Origin of the sequence: Mesorhizobium sp. M7A.F.Ca.CA.002.05.1.1 (assembly GCF_003998335.1) — a bacterium.
GTDB lineage: Bacteria > Pseudomonadota > Alphaproteobacteria > Rhizobiales > Rhizobiaceae > Mesorhizobium.
In genome coordinates, this window is the sequence record NZ_RZQI01000032.1 from 1 (window position 1) to 16168 (window position 16168).

Consider the following 16168-nt stretch of genomic DNA (forward strand, 5'->3'; position numbering starts at 1 on the left):
ATGATCGCCGCACCGGCCAGCCCGCCGACGAACCCGGAAATGGCACCGAGCAGCGAGCCGATCACCACAGCCGAGACGACGACCAGAACCGCGATCGGCAGCGAATGCGCCGCCCCGTGCAAGGTGCGGGCGAGAACATCGCGGCCGAGAGCATCGGTGCCCAGCCAGTGCGCCCAGCTCGGCGGCTGCAAGCGGCGCGCGACCATTTCGAGCGGATCGAACTGCACGATTAAGGCGGCGAAGACGGTCATGAACAGCCAGAACAGGATGACGACCGTGCCGATGACCAACGGCGCGGTCAGCCATTCGGGAACAGCGGCGGAATGGGATTTGGTTGTGACCGCCGACATCAGCTCAACCTCACGCGCGGATTGGCCACCACGTAGAGGATGTCCGTGATGAGGTTGGTGACCAGGAAGGCGAGGCCGCCGACGATGGTGACGCCGATGATCGCCGGGAAGTCGAGCGCGCGCGCCGCCTCGACGGCATAGGAGCCCATGCCGGGCCAGGAAAAGATGGTTTCTGTCAGCACCGCGCCGGTGATCAGATAGGCGAAGGAATAGCCGATGACGGTCAGGGTCGGTACCATGGTGTTGCGCAACGCATGGACGATGACGACGCGGAATTCGCTCGCCCCCTTGGCGCGCGCGGTGAGGACGAACTCGCGGCTCATCACATCAAGCATGTTGGCGCGCACCAGCCGCGATATGGTGCCGGAAACCGTCCAGCCGAGGACGAAGGCCGGCAGAAGCAGGTGCCAGAGCGCGTCCTTGAAGACGGTCCAGTCGCCAGCCAGAAGCGAATCGATGGTCAGGAAGCCGGTGATGCCGGGCGGCAATGCCAGGCGGGCATCGACCCTGCCCGGCCCCGGCAGCCAGTTCAGCATGACGGAGAAGATGAACAACAGGCCGAGCCCCGACCAGAACACCGGCAGCGAAGAGCCGAACAAGGCGAACAGCCGCGCGCCATGATCGATCAGGCTGTTGCGGAAATAGGCGGCCAGCACACCAAGCACAATGCCGAGCGTGGTGCCGAAGATCATCGCAGCGAAAACCAGTTCGAGCGTTGCCGGCAAGCGGTAGAGAATGTCGGTGCCGACATTGCGCTTGGTGATGAACGAGGTGCCAAGATCGCCGCTCAGCAGATTCCCAAGATATATCATATAGCGTTCCGGCAAAGGACGATCGAGACCCCAGCGCGCCTTGGCGGCGGCCACCACTTCGGGGTTGCTCATCTGCTGTTCGGCGACAATCGCGGTCAGCGGATCGCCCTTGGTCACCGTAGTGATCAGGAAGGCGATGGTGACGATGCCGAGCACCAGAAACGGCATGGCGATAAGCCGGCGCAAAATATAGCGAGACACGTGGCTACCTTCACAAGGAGGGGCTTCGTAAGATGGCACAGGGCGCTTGGAGATGCCATCGAGGGAAGCATATTGACAGTGGGGGAAAGCGCCTGTCAATATAAATGGAATTTAATTTCATTTTTTAGACAACGCCGGCGACGCTGGCCCGACAGGCGGACGACGACGCCAGAAAGACCTCAGCGTGCGCAAGCGAGCCACCAGGGACGAGACGGAGCTTGAAGGCGAAGGCGCGCAGCTTTCGTCGTCGCTGGTGCGCGGGCTCGGCATCCTGCGCGCCTTCCGCCCGGGCGATGCCTCACTCGGCAACCAGGACATCATTGCCCGCACCGGCCTGCCCAAGGCCACGGTTTCACGCATCACCTATACGCTAAGCGCGCTCGGCTATCTCCTCTACGACAAGGACCTTGGCCGCTACAGCCTGGGACCCGCCACCGTGGCGCTGGGCTATTCGGCGCTCAGTTCCAGCGCCGTCGTTCACGTCGCCCGGCCGCTGATGCAGCCGCTGGCCGACCTGACCGGTGCGGCGGTGGCGCTCGGCACGCGCGACAGCCTCAACATGGTCTATCTGGCCAATTGCCGGTCGGAGAGCCTTGTCACGCTGCGCCTCAATCCAGGCTCCTACCTGCCGATCTGGAAGACATCGATGGGGCTGGCCTATGCGGCGGCCCTTTCACCTGAGGAGCGCGCTCGCCTTGTGGAGGCTTTGCAGGAGGCCGAGCCGGACAGGGCGGCGATGATCGGGGCGGCGATCGACGATGCGATCGCCCAGTATGCAGACAAGGGCTATGTGACGTCGTTCGGCGCCTGGCACAGCTATATTCATGCGGTCGGCGTGCCGTTCCGTCCGAGTGACGGCTCGCCGCTGGTTGCCATCACCTGCGGCGGCATCGGCGAGATCATCACGGAAGAGCGCGCGCATGCCGAGATCGGACCGGCGCTGGTGGCGATGGTGAAGGCGCTGGGCAGAGAGCTCGAGGGAAATCCCGGGTAACGGGATTGGCCCAGACGATCGGCCTCGCATGCCGGCTTGAACTCGCCTGATGGGGACCGCACAGTCGCAGTCGATGGTATGGCGGTCGCGTGCCGTCATCGTCCATCGGGTTGGGATGATCGGGAAAATAGGATGCCGATGAATTTTACAGGGCGGTTCAGCGGTCGAGCGGCGGTGATCACCGGCGGCGCTTCAGGCATCGGTCTGGCAGTGGCTCAGAGGATTGTCGAAGAGGGCGGACGGGTTTCAGTCTGGGATCGCGATCCGGCTCAGATCGAACAGGCCAAAGCCACCCTTCCCGGCCTCCACGGTGTTGCCATCGACGTCGCCGATGCGGCCGGCGTGGAACGCGCCAAGCAGTCGGCGATCGAAGCGCTTGGCGGTGTCGACATCCTGGTCACCAGTGCGGCGATCACCGGGCCGAACATGACGACCTGGAACTATTCGACCGAGGATTGGCAGAAGGTCATCGACATCAACATCAACGGCGTCTTCTACTGCAACAAGGCGCTCGTGCCGCACATGCTCGAGCGCAACTATGGCCGCATCGTCAACATCGCCTCGATCGCCGGCAAGGAAGGCAATCCCAACGCTTCGGCCTACAGCACCTCGAAGGCCGCGGTGATCGGCCTGACCAAGTCGCTCGGCAAGGAACTGGCCAAGACCAAGGTGACGGTCAATTGCGTCACACCGGCGGCCGTGCGCACCGCTATCTTCAAGCAGATGAGCCAGGAGCACATCGACTTCATGCTGTCCAAGATACCGATGGCGCGCTTCGGCGAGGTCGAAGAGGTGGCGGCGCTGATCTGCTGGATTGCCTCGGAAGAGTGTTCGTTCACGACCGCCGCCGTGTTCGACGTTTCCGGCGGCCGCGCCACCTACTGAGGCAGGACGCGTTTCAATTCCGCGTGACGACGCAACGAACGGGAGCGTAGGGGCGTATAGTCCCAGGCGTCGAATCGACGTTGACGCAACAAAGCTATACGGGAAAGCTATGACGCGGCATGACAGTTCAGCATGCGTGATGATCTGCCGATGCGGGGCAACTGGTTGGCGGTTGACGGACGCTGCAACCATCCGGCGGGAGCTTGTTTCCTTTGCTTAGAGCCGAGCCTGCCGCGCTGTCCGACGACGAGCTTCTGGACCGCTATCAGCGCGCCGCCTTCGACTATTTCCTCGAGAACGTGAACCCCGAAAACGGATTGGTCGCCGACACGTCGCGGCCGAATTCGCCGGCCAGCATCGCTGTCGTCGGCTTCGCGCTGTCCAGTTATCCGATCGGCGTCGAGCGCGGCTGGATGGCGCGCGATGCCGCCGCGAAGCTGACGCTGGCCGCGCTGCGCTTCTTCTCGGCCAGCCCGCAAGGCCATAGCGACGACGTCACCGGCCACAAGGGTTTCTACTACCATTTCCTCGATATGCGGACCGGCCTGCGCGTCTGGCGCTGCGAACTGTCGATGGTGGATACGGCATTGCTGATATCGGGCATGCTGGTGGCGGGCGCCTATTTCTCCGGTGACGATGACGAGGAAGCCGAAATCCGCCAACTGGCCGAGGCGCTCTACCGGCGCGTCGACTGGCGGTGGGCACAAGGCTCAAGCCCGACCTTGCGACAAGGCTGGAAGCCGAAGAGCGGCTTTCTCCACTATGGCTGGGAGGGCTACAACGAAGCCACGATCCTCTACATCCTGTCGATGGCTTCGCCCGACAGCCCGACCTCGGACAACAGCTACGAGGGCTGGACGGCGACCTATCAGTGGGAAAACATCTACGGCTACGACGTGCTGTATGGCGGTCCGCTGTTCATGCACCAGTTCTCGCATGCCTGGATCGATTTCGCCGGCATCCGCGACGCCTTCATGCGCGAGAAGAACTCGGACTATTTCGAAAACAGCCGCCGCTCGACCTATCTGCACCGCGACTATGCACGCCACAACCCTTACGGCTATGGCGGCTACGACGAGAACCTTTGGGGTCTTTCGGCGGGCGACGGGCCAGGCGGTTTTCGCACCAGCGTGGAGCGACAGCGCCGGCGGTTTTCCGGCTATGCCGCGCGCGGCGCGCCGTTCGGGCCCGATGACGGGACGATCGCGCCTTGGTCCTATCCGGCATCACTGCCTTTCGCCCCGGAGATCTGCTTGGCGGCGTTGCGCCATCTCGGTGATCGCTACCCCGAGGTGATCGGTAATTTCCGACTGCCGAGCGGTTTCAACCCGACATTGGCGAACCGGCGTAAGTTCGGGAGGCACGGCTGGGTGTCGGAAGGCCACTATGGGCTGGATCAAGGCATCGTGGTGATGATGATCGAGAACCATCGGTCAGGGTTGATCTGGAGACTGATGCGGTCAAATCAACACATCCGCAACGGCCTGCGCAAGGCCGGGTTCAATGGCGGCTGGCTGTCTCAGCCAGCAAGCCCGGCGTCGGGTGGCGGCGATGTCGCGTGACCGGACCAGGGCTACCGCCTTTCCTGTCGATCACAACGACATTGAGCTGATCAAGGGCGCCCATCCGCCGCACTGGAAGAACCCGCAGCCGGACGATCCCTACAATATCGTGGTCATCGGTGCCGGGCCGGCTGGGCTGACCGCCGCCTACGAAGCGGCCGGCCTCGGCGCAAAGGTCGCGCTCATCGAGCGCAACCTGATCGGCGGAACTTGCGTCAATGTCGGTTGCATCCCGTCGAAGTCGATCATCCGCACCGCAAGGCTTTATGCCGACATGCGCGATGCCGAGAATTTTGGCGGCGACATGCCGGACCGTCTTCACGTCAACTTTCAGCGCGCCATGACGCGGATGCGGCAGATCCGGCAGCGGATCAGCCGCGCCGATGCCGCCGATAGCCTGATTTCCGAAGGCATCGACCTTTATTTCGGCGAAGCGCGGTTTTCCGGAAGGGACGCTGTCACGGTCGCCGGACAAACCTTGCGTTTCAGGAAGGCGCTGATCGCGACAGGCGCGCGCCCGAGGCTGCCGACCATCCCGGGGCTGGTCGAGGCCGGCTATCTCAGCAACGAGACCATGTTCGATCTCACGGAGTGCCCGAAGCGGCTTCTGGTCATCGGCGGCGGCCCGCTCGGTTGCGAGGCGGCGCAGGCCTTCTGCCTGCTGGGCGCGAAGGTCATCCAGGCGCAGCGCGAACCGATGTTCCTGCCCGGTGAGGAACGCGATGCCGCCCAAATCCTTTCGGACGCGCTGGCGCGCGAGGGTGTCGAGGTTCGCCTCAACACCGAGGTGGTGGCGGTGCGGACGGAAGGCGGCAAGAAGCTCGCCGACCTGGTGTGCGACGACATCACGACGACGATTTCCGTCGATGAGATCATCACTGGCATCGGCCGATCGCCCAATGTCGACGGCCTCGACCTGGAAAACGCCGGGGTGGCATACGATGCCGACGGTATCAAGGTGGACGACTGTCTCCGCACCACAAATCCGCGCATCTATGCGGCGGGCGATGTCTGCCTCGCCTATAAATTCACCCACACCGCCGAGGCGACAGCCCGCATGGTCGTGCGCAATGCCCTGTTTCTCGGACGCAGGAAGCTGAGCGAACTGGTCATTCCGTGGTGCACCTATACCGATCCGGAGATCGCCCATGTCGGCCTCTATCCGGCGGAGGCGCGCCAGAACGGCATCCCGGTCAAGACCTATACAGTGCTGATGCACGATGTCGCCCGTGCGGTTATGGACGGCGAGGAGGAGGGTTTTGTCAAAATCCACGTCAGGGAGGGGTCCGACCGCATCCTGGGCGCCACGGTCGTTGCCAGCCATGCCGGCGAGATGATCAATGCGGTGTCGCTGGCGATCAAATCGGGCATGGGATTGCGTGCGCTGGCCGACGTCATCCATCCATTCCCGACGCAGGCGCAAGGCATCAAGATGGCCGGCGACGCCTATCGGCGGACAAGGCTCACCTCATCGTGGAAGCGTCTGGCGGGCCGCTGGTTGGCGTGGTCCAGGCGATGGTGATATTCCGGCAGCCTGCCGCAACTGGTGCATCTGACAATCAGCGACGATGCGGCGCTTGACGAAAGGCTCGTCGGCTGAACAAGTCGAAGCCGATTGTTATGGTTTGGGGCCGTCACGCATGCCGTCTGGAATGAAGTCTCAGGCGCAAAGCCCAGAGCGTCCACTTTGAAACCCGCGGGCGCACAACCGCTCGACGCTGTCTCCGCGGCGAAAGCCGGGCGACGTGTGCTGGTTGTGTCCCACGATCCAGCCTTTCCGCCGATCTCAGGCGCGGATCTGCGGAACTATCGCAATGCTGAGTCTGCTGCGCAATTCGGCCCGGTCTGCCTGGTATCTGTGCTGCCGCAGGCGACGGAAACAACCGATCCGTCGATCCGCACCGAAGCCTTGTCGATCAAGGGAGAGGCCCGCTCCAGTTCGATCGGGTGGTGGCGTATAAGGGCGGAGCGTCGCATCTCGCGCGTCGCCTTGACGCGGCTGGAGACACTGGTTCGGGACTTCCGCCCGGACACGGTGCTGATCGAGGGCATCGGCCTGTTCAAGCTGCTGCGGCCTTTGCGGGCACTGACGAAACAGCTCATCCTCGACATGCACAATGTTGAGTCCGACCTGGCGGGTCAGCTGCGGCACGTCGATGCGAAGCGGGCTGCGGTGGCGACGATCAGCGAGGGCCTTGGCATCAGGCGTCTCGAGAGAAAGGCGCTTGCCCTTGTCGACAGGGTCTGGGTCTGCTCGAGCCAGGATCGAGAGCGGTTGATGGCGCTTTCCCGGCACAAGTTGCCGATCGATGTCGTTCCAAACGGAATTCCGCACGCCGGGCACAGCCCCGAAACGCTGCCCGCCGAGCCCGTATCCGACGAAAGCTTTCCGGTGATCCTGTTCGTCGGCCATCTCGGCTATCCGCCAAACGTCGATGCCGTCCAGAGGTTAGCCGGCTCCATACTTCCGCGCATCCGACTGGCCTTGCCGACCGCGACACTGATTCTCGCCGGGCGCAACCCGACAACGGCCGTGCAAGCGCTGGCAGGATTGCCTGGCGTGGAGATCGTCGAAGACCCCGGAGACATGGCGCCGCTTCTGTCGAGAGCGCATCTCACCATCATCCCGCTTGCGGCAGGCGGCGGCACCCGCATCAAGATTCTGGAGGCGATGGCGTGGGGCGTGCCGGTGATCGCCACGCCTCTGGCGGCCGAGGGCCTGGACCTGGTCGACGGGGAGGAACTGCTGCTGTCGGATACCGATGAAGGACTTGCCGAGACGGCTGTCGGACTTTGCCTGGACGCGGACCGCAGGGCACGGCAGCGCATCCGCGCGCATCAAGCGGTTTGGGCAAGGTTCGGCCCAGAAGCCATCCGCAATGCCGTCCGCGGCGGGCTGGGGCTGGACGAGGCTGGCACATGATCCCTCCCTCCACCAGATATGGAGGAGCGACGTCGCTCCACATCGCTTGCAGGAGCTCCGCTTCGCACCGCGTCCAACCGGAATTTCGTGGCCTGCCCTATCGGGATGCGTGCTGAAGCTCTTGCCGAATGGGGCCGAGATAGGTTTGCGGATGCAAGCGTCGCCAAACATGGTCCCGGTCGGTCAGATGCGCGACCTGCTCTATCCAGCGTCTCGGCGCATCGGGGTCCCTCACCTCATGCCAGTCGTCGACGATAATGACAGGCAGGCCCTGGTAGAGCGGGTCGAGCGGCGAGGTCCTGGTGACGACGATGCAGCCGAGATAAAACAGCTCCCATGTCCTATGGCAGTCCAGGCCGTTGCCTTCGGTGGACAGCACGAGCGGGTATTGCGAGTACAGTTGCCAGATCGAGCGCTGCGAGACGCGTTTCGTCAGGAAATCGACGTGCGGACATCCGCCCAGGGCATCAAGCAGTTCCCGGCGCTGCCTCGAGCCATTGCTGATGCTGAAATCCGAGAACAGCCTGGGCGGACGGCGGTCCACATGATCCTGCCGGGCGCGTATGATTTCCAGTTGCTTCACAAGCCCTGCCGGCGTGGCAAGAGACCTAGGCGTGTGAAGATCGAGCCCGATCGGGAAAGGCTTCACCCTGGGGTGAGTGCCATCACAATTCTGGCTGTACCAGGAGACCAGGAAAGGGTTGGCGAGAAGCTGGTCGACGGTGTCCTTCGCCAAATCCGACGGCACCGAAGCATCCCCATCGGTCGTCAGCAGCGTGAATGGTGCCGTAATCGTCGGCAGCACGATCCTGACAAACGTGTCGAGGTCGCAGGTTTGCGCATCCCTGGACAAGGTGCTCAGGCGCAGCCAGACGATGCCATGCGCGCCGCTGTAATGTTGGCGGAAAAATGCCTCGCTCTGCGTAGATGCAGTTGGCGCGTTGCGATACCAGCGCGGCCCGGCGAAATCGCAGAAATGCCCGATGCCCTGCGACCACAGCACGGGCGGAACGCCAAGAAACCTTAGCGCCCTGGAGTAGACGGCTCTTTTGACAGCCCTTCGAAACCTGCCCATCGGCAACTCCTAGCGCGGATGCCAATAGCGTTGCAACGTCCTGCCTTGCACCGCCTTGAGCCGAACCAGGGGCCAAAAATTTCGAACCGTCTGGCGGCATCGCAACTGGCTGACGATCTCGCCGGCTGCAGTGCCGCGGCCAACCCCCCGGCTCGGCCGGAGGCACACGGCGGATTGTGGCAAAGGTCGAAGTGCTTGCGGTTCAGCGCAAGACCGCACGTCTCAATCGTGCAATTCCCGCGATATCGGCGGACCGAGGGAGAAATCCGAGAACGTTACCTCAAAGCCTTCGCGTTGCGGCGAACAGCACATCATGCCGATGTCGACCGTCTTCGAGGTCGGGAAATAGGCAAGCCGCACAGGCTTCCAGTGGCTGTCGGAAGCGTCGAGGTACTGGACGCGGATCGCCTCGGCGTGACGGGTCAACCGGATCCTGACGCCGTTCGGATCGGCATGAATGGCGACCAGCGACCAGTCTGACGTGTCGTTGGTGACGACGACGGAGAAATAGGCAAGGCCGTCGGTGTACTCGATACCGGCCTTGATCCAGTGCGTTTCGCTGAGCCGGACCATCAGCCCGGCCTGATCATAGAGGACCTCGTAGTCGCCCTTGACCGTGACTTCGGCGCTGAAATCGCCCTCGACAGGCCGGTGCAGGAAGTGGCCGTTGTCGCGCCAGAAACCGTAGAAGGTCTCGCGCCAGAAATCGGTCTCCTTGCCGGTGCGCACACGAACGCTATCGCCCTCGATGGCGTGGTGCGGCGGCGGGTTAAGCCATGTCAGATCTTGCGCTGTCATCCTTTCGCGCCGCTCCAATCCAGATGTGCATGGCGGTGTTGCCGGCATGGTCGGCAGTGACCGATCAGTCAGGCTGATCAGTCGACGGCCGATCAGCCTGCGAACGTATAGGCCGTCTTCACCGTGGTGTAGAACTCCGCCGCATAGTGGCCCTGCTCGCGCGGCCCATAGCTCGAGCCCTTGCGGCCGCCGAAGGGAACATGGAAATCGACACCCGCCGTCGGCAGGTTGACCATCACCATTCCGGCCTCCGAATTGCGCTTGAAGTGCGTGGCATGCTTGAGGCTCGAGGTGCAGATGCCGGAGGTCAAGCCGAAGGGCGTGTCGTTGGCGACGGAAAGCGCCTCGTCATAGTCCTTGACGCGAATGACGCTGGCGACAGGTCCGAAAATCTCCTCGCGCGAACTGCGCATGGCATTGGTGGCCTCGGTGAGCAATGCCGGCTGCAGATAGAAGCCTGGCGTCTTGCGGTCGAGCCGCTCGCCGCCGAAGGCGAGCGTGGCACCTTCCCTGACGCCGATGGCGATATAGTCCTCGTCCTGCTTCAGCTGCGTCGCGTCGACGACAGGACCGATCTGGGTCTGCGCGTCGAGCGCATCGCCGATGACCAGTTTGCTCATGCGGTCCTTGAGGGCATCGACGAAACGGTCGTGAATGCCGTCAGCCACAATCAGCCTGGATGACGCAGTGCAGCGCTGGCCGGTCGAGAAGAAGGCGCCATTGAGCGCGCAATCGACGGCGATCGCAAGATCGGCATCGTCGAGCACGACCAGAGGGTTCTTGCCGCCCATTTCAAGCTGGAACTTGCGCATGTGTTCGATGCTTGCCGCGGCAACGCGCTTGCCGGTACCGACCGAGCCGGTGAAGCTGATGGCGTTGACGTCGGGACTGTCGAGCATCGCCTGGCCGACGACCGAGCCCTTGCCCATGACCAGATTGAGCACGCCCTTTGGCAGGCCGGCGCGATGCAGGATATCGACGATGGTCCAGGCGCTCTCGGGAACCAGCTCCGCCGGCTTGAAGACGACAGTGTTGCCGTGGGTTAACGCCGGGGCGATCTTCCAGGCCGGAATGGCGATCGGAAAATTCCACGGCGTGATGATGCCGACCACGCCGACCGCCTCGCGCGTCATCTCGACGCCGACGCCCGGTCGCACGCTCGGCACGACCTCTCCGGTCAAACGCAACGTTTCGCCGGCAAAGAAATCGAATATCTGGGCGGCGCGAATGGTCTCGCCGATGCCTTCGGCCAGCGTCTTGCCTTCCTCACGCGCGAGATTGCGGCCAATCTCGTCCTTGCGCGCCAGAATCTCGTCGGAGGCCTTTTTCAGCACCGCGTGACGCGCCAGCGGACCGGAACGGGACCAAGCCGGGAACGCTGCCTTGGCCGCGGCGATCGCCTGCTTGGCCTGTTCGACACCCGCCGAGGCATAATCGCCGACGATGTCACCGGTATCCGAGGGGTTGATGTTGCGCGAACCGGCCTCGCCGACCCATTCGCCATCGATGAGGTTCTTTCGAAACAGCGTCATATCGTGTGTTCCTGCTTGTTGGCCGCGCGGGCATCTGTCTGAACTGGTATTTGCCAGACAATTGCCTCGCGGGAAAGCAAACAGTGAACCAGCAGCCGCGACAAAAATCCCCCCGCTTGCGCCGCGCGGATGGCGGGTGACGACATTGCCTCATCGAGCTTCGATGCGGCCAACATCCATGGTGCGTCGTCCGGCTTGGGCCGATTTCCTCTATACACTTCTGTCCATAGCCTTGATTTGCCTGAGGCAGCATGTCATGCGTCGTGCCGATGGCAGCTCTCGAAACGACGATTCAGCGCGCCGGCGCCACCGGCAACATCAAGGCCACTCGCGAAGACTGGCTGAAACTTGCGCTCGAAACATTGATCTCTGACGGTGTCGAACGCGTCCGCGTGCTGACACTTGGACAGAAGCTCGATGTGTCGCGCTCCAGCTTCTACTGGTATTTCAAGAGCCGGCAGGATCTGCTCGACCAGCTGCTGGATTACTGGCGGCAGACCAACACCAAATTCATCGTCGAACGCGCCAGGCGGCCATCCGCCACCGTCATTCGCGGGGTGATGAGCATTTTCGAATGCTGGGTGGACGAAAGGCTGTTCGATCCACAGCTGGATTTCGCGATCAGGGCCTGGGCCCGCCGCTCGCCCGCCATCCGGCGCGCCCTCGACGAGGCCGACGAGGAGCGTGTCAACGCCATCCGCGACATGTTCATGCGCCACGGCTATGAGGAAGAAGACGCGTTCGTGCGAGCCCGCGTGCTGTACTTCATGCAGATCGGCTATTACTCGCTTGAGCTCAACGAGCCGATGAGCAGCCGCCTGCCTCACGTCGCCGGCTATCTGCGCAGCTTCACCGGCCAGGAGCCTCCGGCGGAGGATGTCGAAGACTTCTCGCGCTATGTCGAGAAGACGCTTTCGCGCAACCGATAAGTAAGGCCCGCTCGGCCGCCGCGGCCTGACGATTTCGCTTAGCGCATCCCAATAGCAAGCACGTTTGCTGCCGACAGCAGCAGAGGAGCCCTTCTGCTGCATCGGCGCAGAGCGGAGTCATGGGCCGCTCATTCCATCGCCTTTCCAAGCTCTAGACACATATGTACAATACCGATAGGGTTCGCCCCACTGAATGGGTGGAGTGCGACAGGATGAAATCCCAATACAGGGCGATCGTCATCGGCGGCGGCGTGGTTGGAGCCTCGGTGCTCTATCACTTGGCGAAGTTCGGCTGGAACGACGTCGCGCTGATCGAACGCGAGGTACTGACAGCGGGATCGAGCTGGCATGCGGCCGGCGGGTTCCATGCGCTGAACGCCGATCCCAACATCGCCGCCCTGCAGGCCTACACGATCGACCTGCTCTCCGAAGTCGAGAAGGAATCGGGCCAGAGCATCGGCATGCACATGACCGGCGGCATCTCGGTCGCCTCGGCGCCGGAGCGCTGGGAATGGCTCAAGGCCTCCTACCGCATCTTCCAGACCATGGGCATCGACGATGTCCACCTGGTCGGTGTCGATGAGATCAAGCAGCGCTGCCCGATCCTCAACACCGACGGCATGCTGGGAGGCCTCTATGCCGCGCGCGAGGGCCATATCGATCCCTCGGGCGTCGTGCACGCCTATGCCAAGGCAGCCAGGCTGCGCGGCGCCGACATCATCGAGCACAACCGGGTGCTGGATCTCAACCGCCGCGCCGATGGCGGTTGGGACGTGGTCACCGAGAAGGGCACGGTGATTGCCGAGCACGTCGTCAATGCCGGCGGACTGTGGGCCAAGCAGGTCGGCAGGATGGCCGGCATCGACCTGCCGGTATCGCCAATGGAGCACCATTATCTCGTCACCGAGGCATTGCCCGAAATCCAGGCGCTGGACAAGGAATTGCCGCTGATCGTCGATCTCGAAGGTTTCACCTACATGCGCCAGGAGCAGAAGGGTCTATTGCTCGGCATATACGAGATCAACCACAAGCACTGGAACATGGATGGGGCGCCGTGGGACTACGGCATCGAATTGATCCAGGAAGACACCGACCGCATAGCCGACGAACTGGCGCTCGGCTTCAGCCGTTACCCCTGCCTGGAGACAGCCGGCATCAAGCGCTGGGTGAACGGGGCCTTCACCTTCTCGCCGGATGGCAATCCGCTGGTCGGCCCGGTGCGCGGCGTGCCCAATTACTGGGTGGCGTGCGGCGTCATGGCCGGTTTCCTGCAAGGCGGCGGCGTCGGCAAGTCGCTGGCCGAATGGATGATCCATGGCGAGCCGGAAGCCGATGTCTACGGCATGGACATCGCCCGCTATGGCGACTTCGCCTCCAACCGCGAATACATCAGGCAGACCACCGGGCAGTTCTATTCGCGCCGCTTTGTCATGAGCTATCCCAACGAGCAGTTGCCGGCGGGACGGCCCTTGAAGACGGCCGGGGCGCATGACGCGATGGAGGCCGCGGGCGCGCGCTGGGGCAATTCATGGGGCATGGAAGTGCCGCTCTATTTCGCGCCGCAAGGCTTCGTCGAGACACCGACGCTGAAGCGCTCCAACGCCTTCGACATTGTCGCACAGGAATGCCGCAAAGTGCGCGAAGGTGTCGGCCTGCTCGATATATCAGCCTTCTCGCGCTACGAGATCATCGGGCCGCAGGCCGAAGCCTGGCTCGACCGGCTGCTCGCCTGTGCGCTGCCCAGGCCGGGTCGCGCAAAACTCGCGCCGATGCTGGGTGAAAACGGCAAGCTCAAGGGCGACCTCACCGTCTTCAATTGGGGTGATGGCTCCTGGTGGATCATGGGATCCTACTATCTGCGCCAGTGGCATATGCGCTGGTTCGAGCAACATATGAGCGATGGCGTCACCGTTCGCGACATTTCGGACGCCGTCGTTGGTTTCTCGCTCGCCGGTCCCAATGCGCGAATGCTACTTGAGCGCCTCACACATCAGGACGTTTCGCACCAGGCGTTCGGCTTTCTCGCCTGCAGGACGTTCGATGTCGGACTGGTGCGGGCGAAGGTCGGACGACTGTCGGTCATCGGCGAACTCGGCTACGAGATTCATTGCCGGGCCAATGAGCACATGGGCCTGCGCCGCGCGCTACTTGCCGCAGGCAGCGATCTGGGAGTCACCGAATACGGCTTCAGCGCGGTCAATTCGCTGCGGCTCGAAAAGAGCTTTGGCATCTGGTCGCGCGAATTCACGCAGGACTATACGCCTGATGAGACCGGCATGGACCGCTGGGTCGCCTTCGACAAGGGCGATTTCATCGGCCGCGAGGCGGCCCTGAAAGAGCAGAAGGCTCCATCGAGGCGCACGCTGGTGACGCTCGAAATCGACGCGGCGGATGCCGATGCCAGCGGCTACGAGCCGGTCTGGAACAGAGGCAGGCTGGCCGGCTTCGTCACCTCCGGCGGCTATGGCCATACGGTCGGCAAGAGCCTCGCCATGGCGCTGGTCGAGCGCGAAGCGGCCGATATCGATACGCCGTTGACAACCCACATCGTCGGCGTCGAAAGAGATGCGCGCGTCATCGCTTCGTCGCCATATGATCCACTGGGCAAGGCGATGCGGGCATGACCGATCGAACCGATGACGTCGGTGCGAAAGACCATTCGATGATCCACATTTCTTTCCGAACATCAGGCCTGTCCGGCACGTCATGACCACACGCTATTCCGCCCTGTCGCTGTTCAAGGAGGGCCTGGCTGGCCAGACCGGCTGGCAACCGGCCTGGCGATCGCCCGAGCCGAAGCCGTCCTACGACGCCATCGTCATCGGCGGCGGCGGCCATGGGCTGGCGACGGCCTATTACCTGGCAAAGAATCACAATATCACCAGGGTGGCCGTGCTGGAAAAAGGCTGGATCGGCGGCGGCAACACAGGGCGCAACACCACTGTGGTACGCTCCAACTACTATTATCCCGAAAGTGTCGAACTCTACGGGCTGGCGCACCAGCTCTATGAGGGATTGTCGAAAGACCTGAACTACAACGTCATGCTGTCGCAGCGCGGCATGGTCAATCTGTGCCACTCGACTGCCGAGATGGAGATCGGGGCGCGCACCGTCAACGCCATGCAGATCAACGGCATCGATGCCGAGCTGTTTTCACCTGACGATGTGCGCCGGGTGGCGCCGATCTATAATTTCTCAGCCGATGCGCGCTTCCCGGTGTTCGGCGGCATCTGGCAAGGCAGGGCCGGTACGGCGCGCCATGACGCCGTCGCCTGGGGCTACGCGCGGGCGGCGAGCCGGCTCGGCGTCGATATCATCCAGAACTGCGAGATCACCGATTTCATCGTCGAGGGCGGCCGCTGCCGCGGCGTCCAGACTTCGCGGGGCGCGATCCGTGCCGAGCGTATCGGAATGGCGGTGGCCGGGCATTCCTCGGTGCTGGCGGCCAAGGCCGGCTTCCGGCTTCCGATCAATTCCTATGCGCTGCAAGCCTGCGTGTCCGAACCGGTCAAGCCGATCCTCGACACGGTGGTGCTGTCGCCCGGCTGCGGCGTCTATGTCAGCCAGTCGGACAAGGGCGAGATCGTCATCGGCGGCGGCCTCGACCGCATTCCTTCCTATGCGCAGCGCGGCAATTTGCCGACGCTGGAGGCGGTGATTGCCGGCGTGCTGGAGATGTTCCCGATCTTTGGCCAGCTCAAGCTGATGCGGCAATGGGCAGGTATCGTCGACGTGGTGCCGGATTCCTCGCCGATCATCGGCCCCTCGCCGCTGCCCGGCCTGTTCCTCAATTGCGGCTGGGGCACGGGCGGCTTCAAGGCCATTCCCGCCGGCGGCACGCTGCTGGCGCAATTGCTAGCGTCAGGCAAACACAACGACATCAGCCGCCCCTTCGATCTCGATCGCTTCGCCACCGGCCGGCTGATCGACGAAGCGGCCGGCTCCGGCATCGCGCATTAGAGGTTTGCCATGCAGCTCTTTCCTTGCCCATTCTGCGGCCCGCGCGACGAAACCGAATTCCACTATGGCGGCGATGCCGGCAATGTCAGGCCGGATGGCATCGACGTGCCGACCGATCGCTGGGCTGGCTACCTCTATCTGCGCGGC

At 63.2% G+C, this 16168-nt stretch carries 13 protein-coding genes and 1 pseudogene; 9 read left to right on the forward strand and 5 right to left on the reverse strand.

Features of this window, described 5'->3' with window-relative positions:
- Together EN939_RS03375 and EN939_RS03380 are read right to left on the reverse strand one after the other, a co-directional pair.
- Positions 1-350, reverse strand: a pseudogene (locus tag EN939_RS03375) (D,D-dipeptide ABC transporter permease); the annotation flags it as partial.
- A complete protein-coding gene (locus tag EN939_RS03380; RefSeq protein WP_023811560.1) occupies positions 350-1363 on the reverse strand; it encodes an ABC transporter permease in 1014 nt (337 codons plus the stop codon). The gene EN939_RS03380 and the pseudogene EN939_RS03375, both read right to left, overlap by 1 nt.
- 184 nt (positions 1364-1547) lie before the next feature.
- Between EN939_RS03380 and EN939_RS03385 the strand changes: the two genes are divergently transcribed.
- The 5 genes from EN939_RS03385 (at position 1548) to EN939_RS03405 (ending at position 7727) form a co-directional block, all read left to right on the forward strand.
- On the forward strand, positions 1548-2357 hold the full coding sequence (locus EN939_RS03385; protein ID WP_127266932.1) for an IclR family transcriptional regulator: 810 nt from the start codon (positions 1548-1550) through the stop codon (positions 2355-2357).
- Between the two features lie 132 nt (positions 2358-2489).
- On the forward strand, positions 2490-3242 hold the full coding sequence (locus tag EN939_RS03390) for an SDR family NAD(P)-dependent oxidoreductase (RefSeq protein WP_127266933.1): 753 nt from the start codon (positions 2490-2492) through the stop codon (positions 3240-3242).
- A 212-nt stretch (positions 3243-3454) separates the two neighbouring features.
- Positions 3455-4804, forward strand: coding sequence for a glucoamylase family protein (locus EN939_RS03395; RefSeq protein ID WP_127266934.1), 1350 nt, complete (start codon positions 3455-3457; stop codon positions 4802-4804).
- Positions 4794-6326 (forward strand): mercuric reductase, encoded by a 1533-nt coding sequence (locus EN939_RS03400; RefSeq protein ID WP_127266935.1) that lies wholly within the window; start codon positions 4794-4796, stop codon positions 6324-6326. Before EN939_RS03395 ends, EN939_RS03400 begins: the two co-directional genes overlap by 11 nt.
- Positions 6327-6551: 225 nt before the next feature.
- Positions 6552-7727, forward strand: coding sequence for a glycosyltransferase family 4 protein (locus EN939_RS03405; protein WP_245473050.1), 1176 nt, complete (start codon positions 6552-6554; stop codon positions 7725-7727).
- Between the two features lie 97 nt (positions 7728-7824).
- Here the strand turns inward: EN939_RS03405 and EN939_RS03410 are convergent, their stop codons facing one another.
- The 3 genes from EN939_RS03410 to EN939_RS03420 form a co-directional block, all read right to left on the reverse strand.
- Positions 7825-8730, reverse strand: a complete 906-nt coding sequence (locus EN939_RS03410) for a hypothetical protein (RefSeq protein ID WP_245456861.1) — start codon at positions 8728-8730, stop codon at positions 7825-7827.
- A 294-nt stretch (positions 8731-9024) separates the two neighbouring features.
- On the reverse strand, positions 9025-9600 hold the full coding sequence (locus EN939_RS03415) for a DUF1349 domain-containing protein (RefSeq protein ID WP_127266938.1): 576 nt from the start codon (positions 9598-9600) through the stop codon (positions 9025-9027).
- Between the two features lie 92 nt (positions 9601-9692).
- The gene (locus tag EN939_RS03420) at positions 9693-11132 is read right to left on the reverse strand and encodes an aldehyde dehydrogenase family protein (protein WP_127266939.1); all 1440 of its coding nucleotides are present in this window, start codon (positions 11130-11132) and stop codon (positions 9693-9695) included.
- A 269-nt stretch (positions 11133-11401) separates the two neighbouring features.
- Between EN939_RS03420 and EN939_RS03425 the strand changes: the two genes are divergently transcribed.
- The 4 genes from EN939_RS03425 to EN939_RS03440 all read left to right on the forward strand — a co-directional run.
- Positions 11402-12061 carry a TetR/AcrR family transcriptional regulator gene (locus tag EN939_RS03425; protein ID WP_164748900.1) on the forward strand — a complete coding sequence of 220 codons (660 nt, stop codon included), beginning with the start codon at positions 11402-11404 and terminating at the stop codon, positions 12059-12061.
- 212 nt (positions 12062-12273) lie between these two features.
- Positions 12274-14685, forward strand: a complete 2412-nt coding sequence (locus tag EN939_RS03430) for a GcvT family protein (protein ID WP_127266941.1) — start codon at positions 12274-12276, stop codon at positions 14683-14685.
- A gap of 82 nt (positions 14686-14767) precedes the next feature.
- The gene (locus tag EN939_RS03435; protein WP_127266942.1) at positions 14768-16021 is read left to right on the forward strand and encodes a sarcosine oxidase subunit beta; all 1254 of its coding nucleotides are present in this window, start codon (positions 14768-14770) and stop codon (positions 16019-16021) included.
- A gap of 9 nt (positions 16022-16030) precedes the next feature.
- Positions 16031-16168 (forward strand): sarcosine oxidase subunit delta (locus EN939_RS03440; protein WP_206528264.1); only part of this gene is annotated, 138 nt, incomplete at its 3' end.

Excerpts from the sequence above, each read along its gene's own strand:
- EN939_RS03390 (WP_127266933.1), top strand. The coding sequence starts at position 2,490 with ATGCCGATGAATTTTACAGGGCGGTTCAGCGGTCGAGCGGCGGTGATC.
- EN939_RS03400 (WP_127266935.1), top strand. The coding sequence starts at position 4,794 with ATGTCGCGTGACCGGACCAGGGCTACCGCCTTTCCTGTCGATCACAAC.
- EN939_RS03415 (WP_127266938.1), bottom strand. The coding sequence starts at position 9,600 with ATGACAGCGCAAGATCTGACATGGCTTAACCCGCCGCCGCACCACGCC.
- EN939_RS03420 (WP_127266939.1), bottom strand. The coding sequence starts at position 11,132 with ATGACGCTGTTTCGAAAGAACCTCATCGATGGCGAATGGGTCGGCGAG.
- EN939_RS03425 (WP_164748900.1), top strand. The coding sequence starts at position 11,402 with ATGGCAGCTCTCGAAACGACGATTCAGCGCGCCGGCGCCACCGGCAAC.
- EN939_RS03430 (WP_127266941.1), top strand. The coding sequence starts at position 12,274 with ATGAAATCCCAATACAGGGCGATCGTCATCGGCGGCGGCGTGGTTGGA.
- EN939_RS03435 (WP_127266942.1), top strand. The coding sequence starts at position 14,768 with ATGACCACACGCTATTCCGCCCTGTCGCTGTTCAAGGAGGGCCTGGCT.